The sequence below is a fragment of the Pseudomonas sp. DD1 genome (assembly GCF_044510355.1).
Taxonomy (GTDB): domain Bacteria; phylum Pseudomonadota; class Gammaproteobacteria; order Pseudomonadales; family Pseudomonadaceae; genus Aquipseudomonas; species Aquipseudomonas shahriarae.
In genome coordinates this window covers 20,951-43,568 of the sequence record NZ_MSAJ01000011.1, presented here as the reverse complement: position 1 = coordinate 43,568, position 22,618 = coordinate 20,951, and the positions used below count along the sequence as shown (strand labels likewise).

19 protein-coding genes are annotated in these 22,618 nt (G+C 58.8%); 8 read left to right on the top strand and 11 right to left on the bottom strand.

Translation table 11 applies throughout. The features are described from left to right. Nucleotides 1–68: 68 nt before the first annotated feature. From PSFL_RS08210 to PSFL_RS08200, 3 genes are all read left to right on the top strand, one after another. Nucleotides 69–1,205, top strand: a complete 1,137-nt coding sequence (locus PSFL_RS08210; RefSeq protein WP_170059304.1) for an FAD-binding oxidoreductase — start codon at nt 69–71, stop codon at nt 1,203–1,205. A gap of 26 nt (nt 1,206–1,231) precedes the next feature. Then, nucleotides 1,232–1,612, top strand: coding sequence for a RidA family protein (locus tag PSFL_RS08205; protein ID WP_057959700.1), 381 nt, complete (start codon nt 1,232–1,234; stop codon nt 1,610–1,612). Nucleotides 1,613–1,708: 96 nt separating this feature from the next. Then, on the top strand, nt 1,709–2,776 hold the full coding sequence (locus tag PSFL_RS08200) for a hypothetical protein (protein ID WP_397469891.1): 1,068 nt from the start codon (nt 1,709–1,711) through the stop codon (nt 2,774–2,776). A gap of 66 nt (nt 2,777–2,842) precedes the next feature. Here PSFL_RS08200 and PSFL_RS08195 read toward each other — a convergent pair whose 3' ends face one another. The 8 genes from PSFL_RS08195 to PSFL_RS08160 all read right to left on the bottom strand — a co-directional run bounded on the left by PSFL_RS08195 (nt 2,843) and on the right by PSFL_RS08160 (nt 11,988). Then, on the bottom strand, nt 2,843–4,090 hold the full coding sequence (locus PSFL_RS08195) for an OprD family porin (protein WP_397469890.1): 1,248 nt from the start codon (nt 4,088–4,090) through the stop codon (nt 2,843–2,845). Nucleotides 4,091–4,129: 39 nt separating this feature from the next. Continuing rightward, entirely contained in the window at nt 4,130–5,464 is a 1,335-nt protein-coding gene (locus PSFL_RS08190; RefSeq protein WP_273865615.1) for an MFS transporter, read from the bottom strand. A gap of 53 nt (nt 5,465–5,517) precedes the next feature. After that, on the bottom strand, nt 5,518–6,279 hold the full coding sequence (locus PSFL_RS08185) for a 1,6-dihydroxycyclohexa-2,4-diene-1-carboxylate dehydrogenase (RefSeq protein WP_169990109.1): 762 nt from the start codon (nt 6,277–6,279) through the stop codon (nt 5,518–5,520). A gap of 10 nt (nt 6,280–6,289) precedes the next feature. Further along, nucleotides 6,290–7,312, bottom strand: coding sequence for a benzoate 1,2-dioxygenase electron transfer component BenC (gene benC / locus PSFL_RS08180; protein WP_397469889.1), 1,023 nt, complete (start codon nt 7,310–7,312; stop codon nt 6,290–6,292). 10 nt (nt 7,313–7,322) lie between these two features. Further along, nucleotides 7,323–7,811, bottom strand: a complete 489-nt coding sequence (benB, locus tag PSFL_RS08175; protein ID WP_057444779.1) for a benzoate 1,2-dioxygenase small subunit — start codon at nt 7,809–7,811, stop codon at nt 7,323–7,325. Continuing rightward, complete coding sequence (locus PSFL_RS08170; protein ID WP_397469888.1) at nt 7,808–9,184, bottom strand: Rieske 2Fe-2S domain-containing protein; 1,377 nt, start codon at nt 9,182–9,184, stop codon at nt 7,808–7,810. Before PSFL_RS08170 ends, benB begins: the two co-directional genes overlap by 4 nt. A 107-nt stretch (nt 9,185–9,291) precedes the next feature. Then, a complete protein-coding gene (locus tag PSFL_RS08165; protein ID WP_057959707.1) occupies nt 9,292–10,239 on the bottom strand; it encodes an AraC family transcriptional regulator in 948 nt (315 codons plus the stop codon). A 294-nt stretch (nt 10,240–10,533) separates the two neighbouring features. After that, nucleotides 10,534–11,988: a TrkH family potassium uptake protein gene (locus tag PSFL_RS08160; protein WP_169960286.1), complete on the bottom strand. Its 1,455-nt coding sequence runs from the start codon at nt 11,986–11,988 to the stop codon at nt 10,534–10,536. Between the two features lie 424 nt (nt 11,989–12,412). Between PSFL_RS08160 and PSFL_RS08155 the strand changes: the two genes are divergently transcribed. Then, nucleotides 12,413–14,179 carry a penicillin-binding protein 2 gene (locus PSFL_RS08155; RefSeq protein WP_315492678.1) on the top strand — a complete coding sequence of 589 codons (1,767 nt, stop codon included), beginning with the start codon at nt 12,413–12,415 and terminating at the stop codon, nt 14,177–14,179. 141 nt (nt 14,180–14,320) lie between these two features. Here the strand turns inward: PSFL_RS08155 and PSFL_RS08150 are convergent, their stop codons facing one another. Both PSFL_RS08150 and PSFL_RS08145 read right to left on the bottom strand, forming a co-directional pair. Then, nucleotides 14,321–15,976 carry a methyl-accepting chemotaxis protein gene (locus PSFL_RS08150; protein WP_170045591.1) on the bottom strand — a complete coding sequence of 552 codons (1,656 nt, stop codon included), beginning with the start codon at nt 15,974–15,976 and terminating at the stop codon, nt 14,321–14,323. Nucleotides 15,977–16,300: 324 nt separating this feature from the next. After that, nucleotides 16,301–17,185 (bottom strand): LysR family transcriptional regulator, encoded by an 885-nt coding sequence (locus PSFL_RS08145; RefSeq protein WP_273870261.1) that lies wholly within the window; start codon nt 17,183–17,185, stop codon nt 16,301–16,303. Between the two features lie 113 nt (nt 17,186–17,298). Here PSFL_RS08145 and argC point away from each other — a divergent pair, with 113 nt between their 5' ends. Further along, nucleotides 17,299–18,255, top strand: coding sequence for an N-acetyl-gamma-glutamyl-phosphate reductase (gene argC / locus PSFL_RS08140; protein WP_397469887.1), 957 nt, complete (start codon nt 17,299–17,301; stop codon nt 18,253–18,255). 240 nt (nt 18,256–18,495) lie between these two features. Then, on the top strand, nt 18,496–18,912 hold the full coding sequence (locus PSFL_RS08135) for a hypothetical protein (RefSeq protein ID WP_170045593.1): 417 nt from the start codon (nt 18,496–18,498) through the stop codon (nt 18,910–18,912). Nucleotides 18,913–19,090: 178 nt separating this feature from the next. Here the strand turns inward: PSFL_RS08135 and PSFL_RS08130 are convergent, their stop codons facing one another. After that, nucleotides 19,091–19,981 (bottom strand): LysR family transcriptional regulator, encoded by an 891-nt coding sequence (locus tag PSFL_RS08130; RefSeq protein ID WP_057438424.1) that lies wholly within the window; start codon nt 19,979–19,981, stop codon nt 19,091–19,093. 165 nt (nt 19,982–20,146) lie between these two features. On the opposite strand from PSFL_RS08130, the gene PSFL_RS08125 reads away from it, so the two are divergent. Continuing rightward, nucleotides 20,147–21,229: a 4-oxalomesaconate tautomerase gene (locus PSFL_RS08125; RefSeq protein WP_057959716.1), complete on the top strand. Its 1,083-nt coding sequence runs from the start codon at nt 20,147–20,149 to the stop codon at nt 21,227–21,229. Nucleotides 21,230–21,272: 43 nt separating this feature from the next. Further along, complete coding sequence (locus PSFL_RS08120) at nt 21,273–22,580, top strand: dicarboxylate/amino acid:cation symporter (RefSeq protein WP_397470068.1); 1,308 nt, start codon at nt 21,273–21,275, stop codon at nt 22,578–22,580. Nucleotides 22,581–22,618: the final 38 nt, after the last annotated feature.

Sequence of the window (22,618 nt, the reverse complement as noted above, 5' to 3'; positions counted from 1 at the left end):
TATCTGAGAATTATAAAAACACAGGAAAGGGCATGTCGTCCCTTCCCCAGAGACAGGAGGTACTCGCAGTGCCCAACAGCGAATGTTTCGATTTCGCCATCATCGGCGGTGGTATTGCGGGGGCCTCCCTGGCTTATCGCCTGGCCGGCCAGGCCAGTGTCGTGGTGCTCGAACGTGAAAGCCAGCCGGGTTACCACGCCACCGGGCGCTCTGCTGCAATGTTCATGGAGAGCTATGGCACGCCACAGATCCAGGCCCTGACCCGCGCCAGCCGAGGCTTCTATGAGCAGCCGCCCGCCGCGTTCACCGAACATGCACTCCTGGAGCCGCGCGGCTGCCTGTACATCGCCGGCCAAGAGCAGCAATCCCTGCTGCAACAAGCCTTCGCCACCAGCCGGGCGCAGGCCGGCAACGTGTCATTGATTGATACCGAGCAGGCCCTGGCATTGGTGCCGTGCCTGCGCCCCGAGGCGGTTGCCGGGGCGATGCTCGAGACCGATGCCCGCGACCTCGACGTGCATGCGCTGCACCAGGGCTTTTTGCGGGCCATGCGGCGGGCCGGCGGGGTGCTGCACTGCGATGCCCAACTGAATGTCGCCACCCGCGAAGGCCTTCAATGGCACCTGGTACTGGCCGACGGCCGCCAACTGCGCGCGCGCCACCTGGTCAATGCCGCAGGCGCCTGGGCCGATCAGGTCGCACAGCAGTGCGGCGTGCCGCCCGTTGGGTTGCAACCGTGCCGACGCTCCGCCTTTACCTTCGACGGCCCCGAAAACACGGACTTCTCCCGCTGGCCGGCGGTGATCGGTATCGACGAAAGCTTCTACTTCAAACCCGACGCTGGCCAATTGCTGGGCTCACCGGCCAATGCCGATCCTGTCCCACCACAAGATGTAATGCCCGAAGAGCTGGATATCGCCACCGGCATCTATCACATCGAGGCCGCCACCTCCTTGACCATTCGCCGCCCACGCCATAGCTGGGCCGGCCTGCGCTCATTCGTCGGCGACGGTGACCTGGTGGTCGGCTGGGACAATCATTGCGAAGGCTTCTTCTGGCTGGCGGCACAGGGCGGTTACGGCATCCAGTCTGCAGCCGGTGTATCGCAACTGGCCTGCAGCCAATTACTCGATCTTCCCCTTCCCGAGACCCTGCGCCACCAGGGCGTCGAGCCACAACGCCTGGCCCCTGGCCGCTTGCGTTAATTCATCCCCCCAACGAGGTGCATAGCATGTCTGACACTTTCCAGCGTTACCCCAGCCACCTGCCCTACCCGTTCTCCAAGGCCATTCGGGTCGGTGATTTCCTGTACCTCTCCGGGCAAGTCCCCATGAACCCTCTGGGCGAAGTGGTGCTCGGTGATATCCGCGAGCAGACCGAGGCGGCCATGGCCCGCATCGGCGAAACCCTTGCCGAATGCGGAGCAAGTTTCGAGCAGGTGATCAAGGCCACCGTGTGGCTGTCGGACATGCAGCATTTCGCGGGTTTCAACGACGTGTATAAGCGCCACTTCGACGGTGGCTTCCCGGTGCGCTCCACGGTCGGCGGCGCCCAATTGGCCTTGGGCGTCGATGTCGAGATCGAAGTCCAGGCATGGGTCGGCGCCCGTTGATCCACCCCTGCCGTTTGCCAGAGCGATGCCCCGGTAGGCCATGAGCAGTGGCCTTCCCCCCTGAGCGATAACAACAATAATTTGAGGGAAGTCGTCATGAAAGAAAGTCTGAAAATAGCCGGCGCATTTGTCGGCGTCATTGTCGGTGCAGGGTTCGCCTCCGGTCGGGAGCTGCTACTGATGTTCGTGGATTTCGGCGTCTGGGGGCTGCTGGGTTCGGTGGTCAGCGCCGCGCTCTTCATCTTTCTCGGCATGGCGTTGGCGGGCATGGGCAGCCGGCTGCGGGCAAAGTCCCACAAGGACGTAGTGCATGCATTGTGCGGACGCTACCTGGGGACCTTTGTCGACCTGATGATCACCTTTTTCATGTTTGCGGTAACGGTGGTCATGCTGGCCGGGGGTGGCGCCCTGCTGGAACAGCAGTTCGGCATTCCCGCCCTGTTCGGCAGCGCTGGGGTGACGCTGATCGTGGTCGCCATCGTGTGCCTGGATGTGAAGAAGGTCATTGGCATGATCGGCGCCGTCACGCCGCTGCTGGTCCTGACAGCGGCAGGCGTGGCCCTGTATGGCGTCGCCACCCGGGGACTGAGTTTCGGTGAACTCAACCAACTGGCCAGCCAGCAAGACTCTGGCGCGAGCCATTGGCTGCTGGGCGCGTTGTTGTATGTGTCCTACAACATCGTGGCCGGGGTGCCGTTTCTGGCGATCATGGGCGGCGCCGCCAAATCCGAGAAACAGGCGATCTGGGGTGGCATTTTCGGCGGATCATTACTGGGGCTGTTGATGTTGGTAATGAGCCTGGGTCTGCTGTCACGCCTGGACAGCGTGGCGGACCTGCCCATGCCCATGCTGTCCATCGCCACTGAGGTTTCGCCGGCCCTCGGCCTGCTGATGGCGTTGATCATTTTCCTGATGATCGTCAATACGGCCGTGGGTACCTTGTATTCCTTTTCGGCCCGATTGCTGCCGGCAGGCACACGTACATTCCGCATTGGCTCGGCAGCCTTCGGTGCATTGGCATTCGCTGGCAGCCTGGTGGGATTTGTCAGCCTGGTGGGCCAGGTCTATCCACTGTTCGGTTACCTGGGCTTTTTGCTGATTGGTGCAGTGGTCGTGGGTTGGCTACGCGTAGGGGGATTGTGGCTGGCCAGTAACGGTAGATGATTCGGTACACCTGCGCCGCACACAAAAGCTAACCGAGCAAGGCCTGGGGCCCTGCTCGGTCAGGGTCTAAAGCAGCGTCCAGGTGTAACTGAGGATCAACCGGTTCTCATTGATATCACTGCGGTAGTTTGAGCGCGCCATCACATTGCGTACCCGAATCCCCAGGCCACTGAGTACGCCGCTTTGCACGGCATACCCGATATCCAGGTCACGCTCGCGGTCCCGGCCCTCGTAGCCGCCGCCGGTGCTGACATTGTCGCCGGTGATATAGCGCACCGTGGTAGTCAGCCCCGGCACCCCGAATGCCGCGAAGTTGTAGTCATAGCGCACCTGCCAGGAGCGCTCGTCGGTATACGCAAACTCGTAGGTGGGGACTTCGTTGCCCAATGGCGTGACATTGGCAAATACCCGGGGGAAGGCGCTGTCGCCGTACATCGCCTGGTACCCCACGTAAAAGGTATGGCCACCGCGCCTGGCCGACAGCAGCGAGAAAAACGCCTGGTTGTCGATCTTGCCGAGTAACTGCTCACCCTCCTCGCGCGCTGTGTAGTAACCCAGGTTGGCGCCCAGCACCCACGTCCCGAACGGCTGGCTATGCTTGAGGCCGATAAAGTCCTGGGTGTAGATGTCCTGCAACTGGCCATGCCAGAGGCTGACACTGGTGCGTTCGCGATTAAAGGCGTAGTCGCCGCCGACATAATTGAAGGCGTCGCTCTGAGCCCCGCGCTGCGGCACATGGCCGAGCATGGCGATCATCTTGCCGTCACCGGCCTCGTTGCGCAGGCTGGTGGTGCTCAGGTGCCCCGCCTGCAGGGTCAGCCCCGTGATTTCATTGGAGCTGAGACTGAGCCCCTGATAACTCGGCGGCAGCAAGCGTATGTCACTGAACGCCAGCACCGGCAGGTTCGGCTGCAATTCCCCAACCTTCAGTTCGCTACTGGACAACCGCGCTTTGAAGGTCAAGCCCAGGCGGCTGTAGTCGTCGGCAGCGCGGCCGTCGCCCTTGACCGGCAACAAGCCGCTATTGACCCGGTCCGGACTGCTGTCGAGCTTGAGGCCCAGGGTGCCCAGCGCATCCAGGCCAAAGCCAATGGGGCCGGGGGTATACCCGGATTTGTAAGTCAGGATAAACCCCTGACCCCACTCCTGGGCCTGGGACTGTTGGTTGGCGCCGACAATATCGGAGAAGTCGCGGCTGAAGTAATAGTTGCGGGCCTGCAAGGTAGCCGTGGAACCCGCAAAAAAACCACCCTCGCCCGCCGTTGCCGCAAGGGGCAGCCCTAGCAGGGAAAGCCAGATACGTTGTGTGTGCATGTCGTTGCTCTTTGTTTTTATTATCGACAGGTCGGACAGTTACAGCGCCTGGGCGGCGGGCAACCGGATAGCGGTGCGCCGCTCATTCAAGGCGAACATCGTCATGGCCAGGGCCGCAATGGCACCGGGCACGGCAAAGGCCATGAAGTTCAGTTGCAGCGGCAGCTCGATCGCCATCAGCGCGCCGCCTAACAGTGGGCCGACGATGGCGCCATTGCGCCCGATGCCGGAGGCCCAGCCCAGGCCAGTGGCGCGAATCGACAAGCCATAGAGTTGCGCCGCCCCCGCATACAGGAGGATTTGCGTACCGATGGTGGTGGCGCCTGCAATAAAGATCAGCAGGTACAAGACCGGCATCGGGCTGTTGATGCCCAGCAGGCTGATGGAGACCACGGCGGCAACAAAGAAGCAGATCACCACTTTCACCAGGTTCAGCCGATCCCCCAATCGCCCGCCAATCAACGCCCCGGCCATACCGCCCAGGTTCAGGGCAATCAGGAACGACAAGCTCGACCCGAGGCTGTAGCCAGCCCCGGCCATCAGCTTGGGCAGCCACGAACTCAAGGCATAGACCATCAACAGGCAGCAGAAAAACGCGGTCCAGATCATCGCCGTACGCATGGCCAGGCCATGGCGGAACAACTCCACCACCGACGCGCCCTTGCTCTTGACGTCCGCGATTACCAGTTCATCCCCGGCGTTGATCGGGGTGTCTGGCGACAGGCGATTAAGCAGCACTCGGGCCTGCTCTACACGGCCCTGGCGGATCAGAAAGCCAATGGATTCGGGCAACCACAGCACAATCACCGGCAACAGCAGCAGTGGGATGACGGCGACAAAAAACATCGACGACCAGCCATAGGCCGGCAGCATGAAAATCCCCACACTGGCGGCGAGCATGCCACCCAGGGAATAGCCGCTGAACATGAAGGCCATCAAGGTGCTGCGCACTTTTTTCGGCGCATATTCGTTGATCAGCGCCGCCGCGTTGGGCATCAGCCCACCACAGCCAAGCCCGGCGATAAACCGGCAGATGCCGAACTCCGTAGGGCTGCTGGCAAAGCCGTTGATCACCGTGGCAATGCTGAACAACGCAAAGCAAAAGACGATGCCTTTCTTGCGCCCGAAGCGGTCCGCCAGGGTGCCGAAGATCAGCGCGCCGAACATCATGCCGAACAGCGCATAACTGCCCAGGGCGCCGGCCTGCAGGGGCGTCAGCCCCCACTCGCGCATGATCGATGGCAAGACCACGCCATAGATAAACAAGTCATAGCCATCAAAGATCAACAGCAAGGCACACAGGCTGACAACCAGCCAGTGGAAGCGATTGAAAGGGGCATTGTCGATAATCGAATGAACGTCATGGGTACGCATGGCAGTGCTCTCTTTATTGTTGTTGTGAGTCAATGTCTGCAGGTAACGGTGAATCAGCCGAGGTCGCCACCTCCTACCGGCAAGGTCACGCCGGTGATATAGGAGGCCTCGTCAGAGGCCAGAAATAGAATCGCGCCCGCTTGCTCGTCGATGCTGCCGTAGCGTTTCATCGGGCTGCTGTCGAGGGTCTGGTCGACGATCTGCTGGTACCACACGCGCTCCTGCTCGCTTTGCGGCTGGCTGTTGCGTGGGATGCGCCGCGGTGGGGCCTCGGTGCCGCCCGGTGCGGTGGCATTGACACGGATGCCGCTGCCGGCAGTCTCCAGGGCCAGGCACGCGGTCAGGGCATTGACCCCGCCCTTGGCCGCACCATAGGGCACCCGATTGACCCCGCGTGTGGCGACCGAAGACACATTGACGATGGCCCCACTGCCCTGCTCCAGCATGTAGGGCAGCACGCAATGGCAACACCACAACGTGGGGAACAACGAGCGGCGCACTTCGGCTTCGATTTGCGCTACCGCGTAAAACTCAAAGGGCTTGGCCCAGATAGTCCCGCCGACGTTGTTGATCAGAATGTCGATGCGCCCAAACCGCACCTTGGCGGCGGCCATGACCTCGGCACACGCGGCATGTTGCTCAAGGTCGGCGGTCAGGGTCAGCAGCCGTGCATGCTGCAACTCATGCACCAGCTCCGAGCGATCGACCGCGACCACCCAGGCGCCCTCCGCCAGCAACCGCTCGGCCACGCGCCGGCCGATGCCCTGGGCGGCGCCGGTAACCAGCGCTACCTTGGTGTCAAAACGTGGATTCATGCTGATCTCCTCACGCGGCGTCAGAACTTGCGACGGCATTGGCGGTGAATTTCTCGTAATGGAAGCTGGCCGGGCTCACGCCTTGGTGCTTGAAGTGTTGGCGCACCGCATCGACCATCGGCGGCGGCCCGCACAGGTAGACATCGACATCACCGTCGTGGAGCGCCTCGCGGCCCATATGCTGGGTGACATACCCCTGGCGCGGGTGCGCGGTCTGCGGGTCGGCCACGCACGTGACAATCGTGAGCTGGGGCAAGCGCGCGGCGAAAGCCTCCAGGGCCTCAAGCAGGACCAGGTCCTGATCCCGCGTTACCCCATAGATCAGTGTGATCGGCCGGGCTTCCCCGCGCTGTGCCAACACCTCAAGCATCGACAGAAACGGCGCCAGACCGGTGCCGCCGGCCAGTAACAACAGGGGCCGCACCACCTCGCGCAGGTAAAAACTGCCCAGTGGTCCAGTCATCGGCACGCGATCGCCCGGCTGGGCGCGTTCCAGCCAGCTGCTCATCAAACCGCCCGGCACATGCTTGATCAGGAAACTCGCGTGCGTATCGCCAGGGCGGCTGCTGAATGAATAGGAGCGCGTCTGCCCACTGTCGGGCACACCGATATTCACGTACTGGCCGGGTAAAAATACCGGCGCCTGGTCCAATCCAAAGCTCACCTCCAGCGCGGCATCGGCGTGGCGGGTAATGTTCGCCAGCGTCGCGGCAAACTGCGTGGTGCCGGTCTTGCACGCACTGGACGGCAGCGGCACGGCAATCACGCAATCGGATTGCGGCACCATCTGGCAGGTCAGCACCTGGCGTTCCCGGGCTTCGTCGGCGCTCAGGGCGTCGTCGATATAGTCGTCACCCAAGTCGTAGGCGCCGGTTTCACAATGGCATTTGCAGGTACCGCACACCCCGTCGGAGCAGTCCATGGGCAGGTTGATGCGTTGGCGAAAGGCGGCGTCGAGGACCTTCTCCCCCACCTTGCAGTCGATGAAGCGGGTCACCCCATCTTCGAAGTTCAGGGCAATGGCATAGCTCATGGCGGTGTCCTCAGATGTGGTAGATGTCGATGACCTGGTGGATGTAATCGTTTTTCAGCACCACCTTCTTGCGCGTGATCAGCGGCTGCTCGCCACTGATATCCAGGCCATAGAAGGACGTCCCGAAATAGCTGTCCGTGGTCTTGTAGCGGTGGCTGAGGGTGTGCCAGTTGAAACGCAGCTCTACGTGCGCGCCATCGTCGGCCAGCACTTCGAGGTTGCCGAGCAGGTGCACCGTGCGCGGCTCGGGCGTGCTGGCGCTGGATCGCTCGGTCTTGATCCGGAAGATCCGGTCTTCCAGGCCATCGCGGCTGGGGTAGTAGATCAGTGAGATTTCGCTGTGCGGGTCTTCGGTGAGGGTGTCGTAGTCGTCCCAGGCGGGCATCCAGAACTCCACTTTTGGCGAGTAACACGCCAGCCATTCATCCCACTGGCGATCATCCAGCAGGCGCGCTTCGCGGTAGAGAAAATCCAGCAGGCGGTCACGGGACAGGCTCATGGCTGCAGCTCCCGGTCGCTGGCGATCAGGCCCTGCTGTTCGCGCTCGATTGCGCGCTGCAGGCTTGCGGCCCAATGCGCATGCTGGCGCACGAACAAGCCTTCGTCTTCGGTCTTCACCCCGCTCAGTTGCGGGTGCATGCCCATGGCCCTGGCGTTGTCGTCGGCCCCCTCCACCCACTGTTTGGCGCCACGGCTCAGGTCATTCCACAGGGTGGTCGCCCCCTGGTAACCGGTCTGGCAGGCGCGGAACTCCTCCAGGTCATCCGGGGTACCCATGCCGCTGACGTTAAAGAAGTCTTCGTACTGGCGAATCCGCGTCGCCCGCTCCTGGGCACTTTCGCCGATCGGCGCCATGCAATAGATGGTCACTTCGGTCTTGTCCACCGCGAGGGGCCGCACCACACGGATCTGCGTGGAGAACTGGTCCATCAGGTACACATTGGGGTAGAGGCACAGGTTGCGGGTCTGGTCGACGATAAAGTCCGCACGCGCCTGGCCCAGGCGCTCGGCCAATGCTTCGCGGTGGGCATGCACCGGACGCACCTCGGGGTTGAGCAGGCGCGTCCACAGCAGGATATGCCCGTGATCGAAGGCGTAGACCCCGCCCAGGCTTTTCGACCAGCCATTGGCATCGACCGTGCGCGTGCCTTCGGCCTCGTAATTGCGCCGGCCCATGGTCGCCGAGTAGTTCCAGTGCACGGAACTGACGTGGTAACCGTCGGCACCGTTCTCGATCTGCAGCTTCCAGTTGCCGTCGTAGACATAGGATGAACTGCCGCGCAGCACCTCCAGGCCCTGGGGAGCCTGGTCGACCATCTGGTCGATGATGACGCGGGTCTCGCCCAGGTAATCACTCAGTTCCGGCACCGCGTCGCTGAGGCTGCCGAACAGAAAACCGCGGTAGTTTTCAAAGCGCGCCAGGCGCTTGAGGTCGTGGGAACCGTCACAGTCGAAGCTGTCCGGGTAGGCCCCGGTCTTGCCATCCTTGACCTTGAGCAGCTTGCCGGCGTTGCTGAAGGTCCAGCCGTGGAATGGGCAGGTGAATGAGCCCTTGTTGCCCTGCTTGCGCCGGCACAACATGGCGCCGCGATGGGCGCAGGCATTGACCAGGCCATGCAGGGTGCCCTGTTTGTCGCGGGTGATCACCACCGGCTGGCGGCCAATCCAGGTGGTGTAGTAGTCGTTGATTTCCGGCACCTGGCTTTCATGGGCCAGGTACAGCCACCCGCCTTCGAAGATGTGCTTGATCTCCAGGGCAAACAGCTCGGGGTCGGTAAAGATGTCGCGGCGGCAGCGGAACACCCCGGTAGCGGGATCTTCCTGAACGGACTCGCGCAGTTGTGCAGCGAGGCGCTCGAGTGTACTGGTCATGGGGCAGGCCCTCCGTTGTTCTTGTATCAGGCGCCCTCACCGTACGTGTTCGTCCTGTTCCTCAATATCCGCTTCCTGCAAATCAGTATCCGGCTGGCGCAAGCCGCTTAGCGATGGCGCTTCCAGGTCTGCGAAGGCAGCTCACCAAAGCGTTTGCGATAGGCCTCGGAGAAGCGCCCCAGGTGCATAAAGCCATGGTCCAGTGCCACCTCCGTCACACTGCGCGCGGTAGTCAGTTGCAAACGCGCATGCACCCGCTCCAGCTTGCGCTGGCGTACATAATCACGGGGCGACAGGCCCACCTGGCGTTCGAACAGGCTATACAGCGAACGCTCACTGACCTTGGCCACCGCCATCAACTGCTCGATGCTGATGTCCTCGCCCAGATGTCCCTCGATAAACTCGCGCACGGCCTCAAAACCGCCGCCTTGCGCCGCCTGGGGAACCACCCGCAGCACATTGCTGGCCAGCAGCGCCAGCAGCTTATTGGCCACAATCCGCTCATACAGGCCCTGTACCTCAGGTTCGGCGGCGTTTTCCGCCTCATGGCAGATCAGCCCCAGTAACTGCAGAAAACCGTCCATCTCACTCAGCGCCCGGCGTGCATCCGCAAAGCGAATACCCGGCTGCGGCAGCGTCCAGTGCTGCGCCAGGCAAGCGTTTTCCAACAGACGCACCGGCAACTTGATGATGAATTTTTCGCAGTCGGCGGAATAGGTCAGGTCCACCGGGTCATCCGGGTTGATCAGCAAGATCTCCCCCGGCCCGAAGACCTGCTCCCCGCCCCGGGAATTGGAGCGGCAGTGGCCTGTCAGCAGGATCTGCAAGTGATAAATGGTTTCCAGCGCTACCGACGTGACCCTGACCGGCGCGCCATAGCTGATACGGCACAAGTCCAGGCTGGAAAAGGTCCGGTGACTGATACTCGCCATGGGCCGGCCCTTGGGCGGCAGGCGGATACAGTGGCTGCCCACATGCTGGTTGACATAGTCCGACACGGCATAGGCATCGGCGCCCTGGAAAATCTGGCTGCGCTCACTCAATAGCACGGTCATGGTGCGCCTCTTTATCGTTATTGGCCTCAGGCTGAGGCGTGATGCCGCGACCGTCCAATATGGATAAGGTCTGACGGGATACCTTGGAGGTATGGTCGGCTTTGCGTGGGGCGATAATCCGCACTAGGCCGGGCATCATGCGGCGCACGACCGCTTGGGGGGCGACATGTCTTGATACGTGTTCCGTAGCGCCTTAGATCATAAGTGCGCTCATGGGACGTGCTGCCACTTTTTATAAACGGGCGCGGGTTGCGGCCTTCGAGGTGGATTAGTCCCGGCCCTCGACAAGCGGGGTCAATATCTCCAGAAAACCGGAGTTACGAGTACCAACACCGTCAGGATTTCCAACCTTCCCAGAAGCATGCCAACGGTCAGTAGCCATTTTGCGGCATCCGGTAATGATGAGAAGTTACCGGCCGGGCCAATGATTGTGCCAAGCCCCGGCCCGACGTTACACACCGCAGTAGCGGCACCGCTCAACGCGGTTGTCCAATCAAGCCCGATGAGAGCCAGGCCCAAGGCAATCGCGGCAATCGTGATGGTGAAGAAAAACGAGAAGGTCAATAGCGAGCGCACGATCTCTTCGTCGATGGGATGGCCGTTGTATTTTTTCTGAATCACGGCTCGAGGGTGGATCAACTGCTTCAAGCTACTGACCAGTAGAGCGGCAGCCACCTGAAAACGGAAGATTTTAAGCCCGCCTGCAGTGGAGCCGGAACAACCACCCACGAACGTCAGATAGAAAAACAGCAAGACCGCGAAGCTGCCCCACAAGGTGTAGTCGCCAACAGCAATTCCAGTGGTCGTGACCACCGAGGTCACGTTGACTGCCACGATACGAAACGCATCCCACCACCCGTAATCGCTGTGAAAATACAGCCAGGTGCCCACGGCCAGCGATGTGACAAGCAAGAATCCAATAAATCCGCGTACCTGGTGATCCTTGATCAGCGCACGCCGATTACCCCGCAATGTGGCGACGTACAAGGTGAACGGCATACTGCCCAGAATCATGATGGCCACTGCCACCCAGTGAATCGTTGGTTGTGTCCAATGCCCGAGTGAGGCATCGGAAGTTGAGAACCCGCCGGTAGAGATCAACGACATTGCGTGGTTGATCGCGTCAAATGGCGTCATTCCAGCGAGCCAGAGCGCGATTGCGCCGATGCCAGTAAGCCCGCAATAGAGCAGCAGGATGTACTTGGCGCCCACATGGGAACGCGGCGTCATTTTCTCTGACCAGTCTGAGGACTCTGTCTGGAACAGCCGCATGCCACCCACTCGTAACAGTGGAAGGATCGCCACCGCCATGCCAATAAATCCTATGCCTCCCAACCAATGCAGCATAGAGCGCCAGATCAACAAGCCGGGAGATGAGGTGTCCAGGCCACTGAGTACAGTCGAGCCGGTGGTTGTGATACCAGACATCGTTTCAAAAAACGCGTCGGTGTAACTGATGTCAGTGATGAACAGCATTGGCAACGCTGCGAAGGTGCACACCACCACCCAACTGCCCGTCGTCAGCAGGTACATATCTCTCGGGCGAAGCTGACCAGTATCCGGGCGCCCCCGGACGACCAACAGGAGGCCACAGATGAGGGTAATCAAACTCGACCAGAGAAATGCCGACAGGTCGTCGCTACGGCCGTAGACCACCAGCGTGATCATGGGAATAGCCATGCTTATGGCCAGCGTGACCAGAAAAATGCCTAAGATAAATCCAATAAGCCGAATTGCTGCGAGGGACATGAGGAGCGTTCCAAATTATCACCGCGCAGTATTCGATGCCGAACCTGGAAGCTCCGTAAATTTTGCGTAAAATTTTCACGAGCAAGCCGTCAGACTGCGTGCGTCAAAGGCAGCTTTTGGCCCAGAGCAATTCAACCAGCAGCCTGCTGCCAAACCGGTATGACCTCATCACGTAGACGGGTACCCGACTCGCTTAAAGCATCTGCATTTCAGTCGCCATTATTATTTCCCCATTTAATAACGAGAAAGCTCGCTGTAAAGATAAAAAATTATCTGTATTGCCAACATTCAAAACTAGAATCGACCATCCAATTCGCTAGAGGCGAATAGATCGAGGAAAGACATTTCTTAATATTACAGAGCGAAGCACGAATAATTTAGTTAGGCTGGTCTTGTTTTGAACGTATACAACAGGATGTGCCGTGTGAAGCCCCTAGCGACAAACCCAAGATTCGCCATTGTCTTAGCTGTTTTTTATACACTATCAATGGTTCTTGCGGCCAAAGTAACTTACCTGATGATTTTTTCCCATGAGTTCCTGGCCAGCGAAGGCCGCAAACGAACAACGCGAATGATTGAAACGATCCCCGTTCGCGGGACTATATTCGACAGATTCAGTCAGCCGTTGGCAGTTTCCACACCGGTGAGCACCTTGTGGGTAAACCCTAAACAGTTTGACCCAACAAATCAGCAAGCAGCCTTACTCAAAGAACATCTTGACATCAATGAATCACTAACAAAAAACCTAACACTAAACACTCAAAACAAATCCTTTGCCTATTTGGCCAGGAGGATTGATCCCCAGCTGGCGAACACGATAATGGAACTATCTATTCCTGGCGTTTATGAACGCCAGGAATACAAGAGATACTACCCTCAATCCTCGATGCTTGCTCAGTCAATAGGCTTCACCAATATTGACCAGAAAGGTATCGAAGGTATTGAATTAATGTATAACCATAAACTTTCTGGCCTGCCTGGCATAGAAGAGCACACGTTAAACCTACACAAGCGAGCCACTCGTGAAATCGTTGTGCACAAACCCTTTACTCCGGGAGACAATCTGCATTTGACGATTGACTCCACACTTCAACATTACGTTGAAAAAGCACTACTGAAAGCCCTCATGAAAAATGCAGCCAAGTCTGCAAGTGCGATCCTTATACACGCTAAAACAGGTGAGATATTAGCACTCTCTACAATGCCCTCCTTCAATCCCAATGCACGCAAAAGCTTCAACGCGGAGCTTATTCGAAATCGCGTTTTCACTGATGTGTATGAGCCCGGCTCAGTGATAAAACCATTCAGTATGGCAGCCGTTCTGACGGCTAAAATAATTGACAAAGACGCCATTATTCAAATAGCACCAGGATTCGTAAAGATAAATGGATATACCATTAGGGATGTAGGCAGAGACAGCCAATTGGATTTGGCGGGAATTATCCGCCGCTCTTCAAATGTTGGCATGAGCAAGGTCGCGATTCCGACAGGTGGAGCAGTCATCTCGCAATTGCTTACTGAGTTGGGATTCGGAATCAACACAGCTATCTACTTCCCCGGAGAAAGCGTCGGGACTGTTCCAGTCAACCGGGTGTGGTCCGACATTGCTACAGCGAGCCTCTCATACGGATACAGCTTGTCTGTCAACTTGGCACAACTGGCTCAAGCCTATACCGTCTTTGCGAATGACGGGAATCTAGTTCCACTATCAATAATCAAAGGCGAGGCAAAGCCGTCACGCAACGTCATAAGTCCGGAGGTCGCCAACAGTGTTCTAAGCATGATGGTGCAGGCCGTGGATGGCCCTGGAGCAGGTGGAAAGCGCGCAGCCATCGACGGTTATACAATTGCAGGCAAAAGCGGCACGTCACGCAAGGCATCCAGCGGCGGATATCAAAACAATAAATATAGAGCCATGTTCGTAGGTATCGCTCCGGCCAACGCGCCGGAATTCATAATGGCCATAATCGTAGATGAACCCACTGCCGGAGGCTATTTCGGGGGAGCTATTGCGGCACCGATTTTTAAGGAGGTCCTTGAAGACGCTCTTCGGATCAGAAATATTCCGAGTGATGAGCGTCGTTCCACTCGCGCCACGCCTGGGCGTGCTGGGGCCCCATCGCCCGCGACGTTTACGACGCCTATACACTCGCAGCCACCATTGCGAGCCCATATACCCGCAACGGGTTGAACGCTCAGTCTGAACTGGGCAGTAAGCTGGGTTCCCAATGATGAGTTGGATGTGGGCCAGCTTTCCGAGTGCAACTCAATGATCATTGCTAGGGAGCCATTTCTCGCAGCAACGCGGCTCGCGATGAAACGGCAACAGCCCCTAGAGCTGAAAGCGCGAGATGTTCTCTCGCAATGTCACGCTGGTGCGTGCCAATCCTTCGCTTTCCTGCTGAGCGCTGCGGAAGGCTGCAGCGGATTGCTCGGCGCTTTCGCTGACGGTCACGATGCCCCGGCTGATCTGCTCGGCAACGGTACTCTGCTGCTCGGCGGCAGCGGCGATTTGATGGTTCATGCCGTTGATCCGCTCGATCATGGTGACGATCGTGCTTACCGCGTCACCGGCCTCGGAAACGCCGGACACCGACTGCGCACTGGAGTGCTTGCAGCGTTGCATATGCTGCGAGGTCTCATCGGCAATTTTCTGCAGACTGGCGATCAGCCCCTCAATCTCTGAGGTGGCCTTCTGGGTACGCTGTGCCAGGCTGCGCACCTCGTCGGCTACCACCGCGAAGCCGCGTCCGGCCTCACCAGCACGGGCAGCCTCGATGGCAGCGTTGAGCGCCAGCAGGTTGGTCTGGTCGGCCACCGACTTGATCACTTCAAGCACGCCGCCGATATTGCCGGTTTCATTCTTCAGCCGGCCCATGGCCATGTTGGACTGTTCGATTGTCTCGGCCAGTTCGCCGATCATGTTCACGGCATCTTTGGCCTTCTGCTGGCTGTACAGGGCCGCGCTATCGGCCTCGCTGGCGGCACTGGCGGCGGATTCGGCATTGCGCGCGACATCCTGCACGGTGGCGGCCATTTGGTGAACGGCGGTGACGATCTGCTCGACCTCGCACTGTGCCACGGCCACGCTTTCGGCGTTTCTCAGGCTCGACTGGCTAAGCTCCTGGCTGGATTCGGCCACGGTCTGTGAGGACAGGTTTATGCCCTTGGTCATGTCCCGCAGGTTCTCCTGCATGCTCAGCAAGGCGGCCATGATGCTGGCTTGTGGTGGCTCAATCGTGCGCTCGCTAGCGCGCAAATCGCCCTGGGCAACCCGCTGGGCGAGCTGGTTGAGTTCACTCGGTTCGGCACCCAGTGCGCGCAGCAGGTTGCGGCTGATGACGTAGCCCAGTACCGCTGCTAGCAAGACGGCCAGCGCCGTAATGGCGAGCAGCAGGTTGCGTTGTGACAGATAATTTGCGTCATTTTCGCTGACCTGCAGGTCTGCCTTCTGGTTGGTGTAGCGCAGGTATTCGCCAATTGCCCGGGTCAGCTCGGCCAGCAATGGTGTGCACTGCTCGCTGACCATGCGCATGGCCTCATCGTTTTCACCCTTGAACAGGTGTTCGGCAATGGTGTGCGCTACCGGTTTGTAGCGGCTCTCGACCTGCTCGATGGTTGAGAACAGCTCACGTGATCTGGGCGACACATCATCATGGGTATCAATTGCCTGGCGTAGCGCGGCGAGGCTGCTGGCCACCGTTTGTTCGTTAAGGGCAATCGCGCCCCGCTGCTGTCCTCTCGCAGTGACATTGCTGTTCAAGGCGATGTTACGCAGGGCAATCGCGCGCTGGGCGGCGGCGTCGTTCAGTGTGTTGGCCAGGCGGGTACGTGCATCAACGCCATTAACGTAGAGAAAAAAATCCTTATTGCTGTTAGCCAGGGCGTACAGCGAGATCGCGGCGATCAGCAACATAAACGCGACCAGGCTGGCATAGCCGGCATAGAGACTGGTGCGTGTAGAGAACCGGAGAGTGTGCGATGGCATGATGTACCTGCGTAATGAGAGGAGCAATTAAGGGACACCTGCAAGGGTATGTATTCGCCCCTGGTCCGCATCCTGCGCAGGTATTCTTTTGTTCATCGGCAACGAGTAGCGGCGTTGTTTCCTGGCCAGCGATACTTGTACAAGAATTTATTCCTGTACAACTCTTGTACAGATATATTTGGATGATGTCGTCATGACATCACTCCATCCCGATGAACGGTTAGTCACCTCCGGTTTCTGACAGGCGCGAGAAATAGAGGCCGGGCTGACTGTCGCCAACGTCAGCGATAGCTCGAAAGCGCTCCTTTTTCTGACAACATCGCCCTAGCCCGCGCTCAACCCCCACAACACATCCAGCACATGCTGCGTCGGCCGCTCGACGTCCCCACCACGGTGGGCAATACCCAGTTGACGCCACAATAAAGGCTGTAATGGCCGCATGACGATCCGGGTATCGGGCAATGGTGTGGAGGCTTCATGGGGCAACAACGTCGCGCCGTAACCGGCCGCCACCAGGCTTTTGATCGCATCGTTGTAGTTCAGTTGAATACGCGGCATGGGCTGGCGTCCATCACTGGCGAACCACTCCGAGGTCAAGCGCGAAAGCCGAGTAGTGTTGTCATTCAGAATCAATGGCTGAGCGGCCAGCCAACCAGGGCTCACAACCTCCGGGCATTCCCAGCGTGCCGGCAAGAAAGCCATGACCGGGTCCCGCCGCCATGGTTCGATCCGCAATGCCTTCACCGGGGTCTGTGGCAGCGCGACCAGACCGATCTCCAAAGAGCCCTCGGCAAGCTTCTTCAAGGTTTCCTGCGACGTGAGCACCGCGACCTGCACATCGATAGCGGGATGGCGTTGGCTCAAGGTCTCCAACGCTTGCGGCAACAACTGCGCGATAGCCCCTGTGGAGGCACCCAGCCGCACACGCCCGGCCAAGCCCTGCACCTGACGCTCCACATCCTCAAGCGCCTGCTCGGCATCCGCCAACAGGCGCCGCGCGCGGTCCACCAGGGTTCCTCCAATCGCCGTAGGCTGCACGCGCCCACGCGTGCGCGACAACAGCTTGCCGCCAACCCGCGACTCCAGGTCGGCGATATGCAAACTCACCGTGGGGGGCGCCAGGTGTAGCGCACGGGCCGCCTCGGCAAACGAACCCAGGTCGGCAATGGCCACCAACGTGCGCAGACGGTCCAGGCTGATTTCGCGCATGATCACTCATCCTTCAGAAAAACTGAATCTCATCGTTTGGAAATTCAACTTTTCCTATCTTAACCCCGCGCTGAAGATTGGAACTCCTGATTTCCTATGTCCGAGAGCATTCCATGGCAAGCCCCCTTGTATTCATCGACGGCGACCAAGGCACCACCGGGTTGCAAATCCATCAACGTCTACGCGACCGGACCGATCTGCGGCTCATCACGCTCAGCCCCGAACACCGCAAGGACCCGCAACGTCGCGCCGAAATCATCAACGCCTGCGACATCGCGATTCTCTGCTTGCCCGACCAAGCCGCACGCGACGCTGTAGCGAGCATCGAAAACCCCGCCGTTCGGGTGATCGATGCGAGTTCGGCGCACCGCACTCATCCAGACTGGACCTATGGTTTTGCGGAGATGAACTCACAGCAGGCCCAGCACATCGCCCTGGCGCGGCGGGTCAGCAACCCCGGTTGCTATCCCACGGGGGCGATAGGGTTGCTGCGCCCATTGCTGGAGGCCGGGTTGCTGCCCAGGGACTTCCCGACGAACATTCATGCGGTGTCGGGCTATTCCGGAAAAGGCCGCGTCGGCGTGCAAGAGCATGAGGGAGAAGGCGCATCACAGGCGCCGTCGTTTCAGGTTTATGGCCTGGGGCTGGCACACAAACATATTCCGGAAATTCAGCAGCAAAGCGGCCTGACGGAACGGCCGATGTTTGTGCCGGCCTATGGGGCTTTTCGTCAGGGGATCGTGCTGACCATACCGCTGCAACTTCGGTTGTTAGCGCCGGGCGTGGATGCGCTGCAGTTGCATGCGTGCCTTATGCAGCACTACATCGGTGCGGAGCATGTACAGGTGATGTCGATGCAAGAGTCTAAAGAGTTGACGCACCTTGATCCTCAGGCGCTTAACGGGACGGACAGTTTGCGCTTGGTGGTGTGTGAAAATGATGAGATGGGGCAGGTTTTGTTGGCTGCGGTGTTTGACAATCTTGGGAAGGGAGCCGCTGGAGCGGCGGTGCAGAATCTGGACTTGATGGTTGCAGGAAGCCGTTTGCAATCCAGTCGGGCTTGGGGTTAAACGGTCGTCCACGACAGGTAGCAATCGGCCCATAGCTGCCCGTCAGCGGCGGCAGAATTCAGCCAATAGGTTGTACGGACCGCCCTCCCTATTCAGGGCGAATCAGATGGGGAGGGTCACGTAAACTTCGATATCGAATCTGGCAGAGGTGGCCACGAGGATAAGGGGTCTGCAGGCGCTACAACAACTGAGGAGCTCAAGTTCGCGAGGCCAGTTTCGATCAAGAACAGCTGGTCCCGCGTGATTCGTAGATCAACGCTTTATGGCATCACACTTGTTACGCAAATTACTATCTTGAATGTTGCCGCAGCTTTGGCCATTGACTTTGGCATTGCAGAAAGCACGTTGATCGTTGTCACTAATATTGCCGCAACTTTGACCGTTCATTTCCGCCGAGCAACTAGCCCGAAGGTCGTTGTCGTGGATATTACCGCAGCTTTGGCCATTGACTTTGGCATTGCAGTAAGCACGTTGATCGTTGTCACTAATATTGCCGCAACTTTGACCTTTCATTTCCGCCGAGCAACTAGCCCGAAGGTCGTTGTCGTGGATATTGCCGCAACTTTGACCATTGGTTTTGGCCTCGCAATACGCGCGTTGATCGCTGTCGCCGATGTTGCCGCAACCGGCATGAGCGTAGGTACTCAACATCAATAACAACGCAATGATAACTCTCATCACTCTCTCCATGTGTGTCAGGAAATAGCCTGACGCTGACTGATCAAAAATGATCTGTGAACGGCCCCGGGTTTCGTAGACGCTCTTGGTGTCCGTTTTTGGCCGGTAGAGGTCGCCCGTGAGCGGCAGCTATCAGCGAAACGCAGCCGTTCACTGCCTATTGCGGCCATTGCTCAAGCAATATCGAGACGAATTTTTCCGCCGCTGGCGAAAGTGATGATCCGCGGCGGTAGACCAAGCCCAAAGAGCGGTTCACAACCGGTTCGATCAACGGGACGCTGACCAAGGTGGGATGATCTTCCGCCGGCATGGACAGGCTCGGCATCGCCGAAACCCCCAGGCCGGCCTCCACCAGGCCCAGAGAAGTGGAGAGATGCTGCACTTCGTAGAACCATTGCGGCCGCCAACTCAAGCCAGAAAGGGCGTGATCGAGCAGCATGCGGTTCCCGCTCAGGCGCCCTACCCCAATAAGACGGTAATCGCTCAGTTCAGACCAAGTGACCGCACTGCGCCCAGCCAATTCATGATCGCGCCGGCACGCCAGTACAAAAGGTTCGCTGACCAATGGCACGAACTCAATGTCCGGATGCTGCCCACTCATCATGTTGATACCGAAGTCGGCCTCCCCCCGCAGTACCGCCTCAAGCCCCTCATTGGCACTCAAATCCAGCAGACGGATCCGGATTTTTGGGTAGCGCTCGTTGTACAGCCGAATGACTGAAGGCAAGAAATAGAATGCGGCAGTTGGGATACACGCCAGGGTTACCCGGCCAATCTGGCGCTCGGCCAGTTCACGGATATTGAGAATCGACTCATCGAAGTCATCCAGCAACCGACGCGCCTTTGGAAGAAAGTCGCGGCCGACGCTCGTGAGGCTGACCTTGCGTGTGGTGCGATCCAGTAAAGAGGTGCCCAACCCCTCCTCCAGTTTTTTTATCCGCCGACTGAGTGCAGGTTGAGACAGATGCAAGGCATCAGCTGCTTCGTGAAAACTGCCAAGTTCGGCAATTTTAACGAAAGATCGAATGTCGTTCAGCTCATAGTCCATGTCTTATCTCATCAGCAGCAGGCACCAGAAGAAAACCCAGCGTAAATTTATCATTCGCAAAACGCAATAATCTCTTCAATCTTTGCATTTGATAGATCTTTTAAAGCTTGAGACTCTTGCCCCAAGAACATCAATTGCGTCGATTGATTAACAAGAGTCAGCATCATGCAAAGAATTCCCTGTGTGCTTATGCGCGGTGGCACCTCTAAAGGCCCGGTTTTTCTTGACTGGGACTTACCGGCAGCCATTGAGGCCCGTGACGAACTGCTGCTCAACCTGATGGGCTCCGGCCACGAGCTGGAGATCGACGGAATCGGCGGTGGCAGCCCGCAAACCAGCAAGGTGGCGATTGTCAGCCCTTCGCTGCACCCGGACGCAGACGTTGACTACCTGTTCGTTCAAGTGATGGTTTCGCAACGCCGGGTCGACAGCGCGCCCAACTGCGGCAACATGCTGTGCGCCGTCGGCCCGTTCGCCATCGAACAGGGCCTGGTCAAAGGCACACCGGGCCGCACCCGTGTGCGCATTCGCAACGTAAACACAGGGACTTTTATCAACGCCGACGTGTACACACCGGATGCCAAGGTCAGTTACGAGGGCGACACCGCCATCGATGGTGTGCCGGGTACGGCAGCGCCGGTGCAACTGACGTTCCTCGATGCGGCTGGCAGCAAGACCGGCAAACTTTTCCCTACCGGCAATAGGCAAGACGTGATCGACGGCATTGCAGTGACCTGCATCGATATGGCCATGCCCATGGTGCTGATCGAGGCCAGTCAACTGGGCAAGCGTGGCGATGAAAGCCCGGCAGAACTGGACGCCGATAAAGACTTCCTGCGGCGCCTTGAGTCATTGCGGCTTAAGGCAGGCCTGGCCATGGGCCTGGGTGATGTCAGCGACAAAGTGATTCCAAAGCCGGTGCTGGTTTCGCCCGCCAAAGCCGGCGGTACGATCCAGGTTCGCTATTTCATGCCACATAACTGCCACCGCGCCCTGGCCATTACCGGCTCGATTGGGTTGGCCACCGCATGCGTGATAGAGGGCAGCATCGTCGCGCAGATGCTCGGCGGGATCAGTACGCCGCGCCTTGAAGCGGTGCGTATCGAACATCCGAGCGGCGGGATTGATGTCGTATTGTCCTACACCGGCGTCAACGATGAGACAATTCAAGCGTCCGTAGTACGCACTGCGCGCAGGCTTTTCTCTGGTTATGTCTACGCCACAAACGCTCAACGCCTGGCCGGGTAATTCCGGTGGTCGTTGGCGCTTTTGCATCCGCACAATTCTAAAAATGGGTGATGCCATGAAAGTTGTTAAATCGCTCTACTTCCAGATTCTCTGCGCCGTGGTGCTGGGCATCATGGTTGGGCATTTCTGGGCTCAGCAGGCCATCGCGCTCAAACCACTGGGTGATGCGTTCATCAAGCTCATCAAAATGATGATTGCCCCCGTGGTGTTCTGCACCATCGTCACCGGCATCGCCGGGATGAGCGACAAACGCTCGCTCGGCCGCCTGCTCAGCAAAACCATGCTGCTGTTTTTCGGCCTCACGGTGATCAGCCTGGTGATCGGCCTGGTGGCGGTGTACGTGTTCCAGCCAGGTGGCGGCATGAACATCGATCCCAGCCAACTGAGCACCAAGGGCCTGGCCCAGTACACGGAGTCGGCCGCGAAGCTTGGGGTTGTGGAGTTTTTCATGCACATCATCCCGGACACTTTTATCGGTGCCTTCAGTAAAGGGGAAGTGCTGCCGGTGCTGTTTATCGCGGTGTTGTCCGGCTTCGCCCTGTCATCCCTGGGCGAGCGTGGCAAGCCAGTACTCGACGTGCTCGAATCGGCTTCGCAAATGGTGTTCAAGATCTTCGCTTACCTGATGCGTTTTGCTCCGATCGGCGCCTTTGGCGCCTTGGCGTTCACCGTCGGCCAGTACGGCATCACTTCGCTGGGTTCTCTGGCGAAACTGATCATGACCTTGTACATCGCCTGCGGCTTCTTCGTGTTCGTCGTATTGGGCAGTATCTGCCGGGCCAACGGTTTCAGCCTGTGGAAACTGCTGCGCTACTTGCGCGAGGAGTTTCTGGTGGTACTCGGCACCTCTTCCACAGAACCCGTCATGCCGCGCATGTTGGAGAAACTCGAAGCACTGGGTTGCAAAAAAGGCGTCGTGGGCCTGGTACTGCCCACAGGCTACTCGTTCAACTTGGACGGCACGGCCATCTACCTGTCATTGGCGGCGATTTTCATTGCCCAGGCCTGCAACATTGACCTGAGCTTTACGCAAATCGTCACCATGCTGGCGATCATGCTGCTGTCCTCCAAAGGCGCGGCCGGCGTGACCGGCAGCGGGTTCGTGGCACTGGCCTCGACCCTGACGGTCATTCACGACATCCCGTTGGCCGGCCTGGCGTTGCTGATCGGCGTTGACCGCTTCATGTCTGAAGCGCGGGCCCTGACCAGCCTGGCCAGCAACGCGGTCGCGACCGTGGTGATTTCGATGTCTGAAAATGCCTGCCACCGCGAAACGCTGACGCGGATGCTCGACGCAAAACCCGATGAGGCAACAGCCTGGGAAGACCTGAAGGTCGCCAAACGCGTCTAGCGCAAACCGCAAACACCTGACTTGACTGCCCCCTCCCC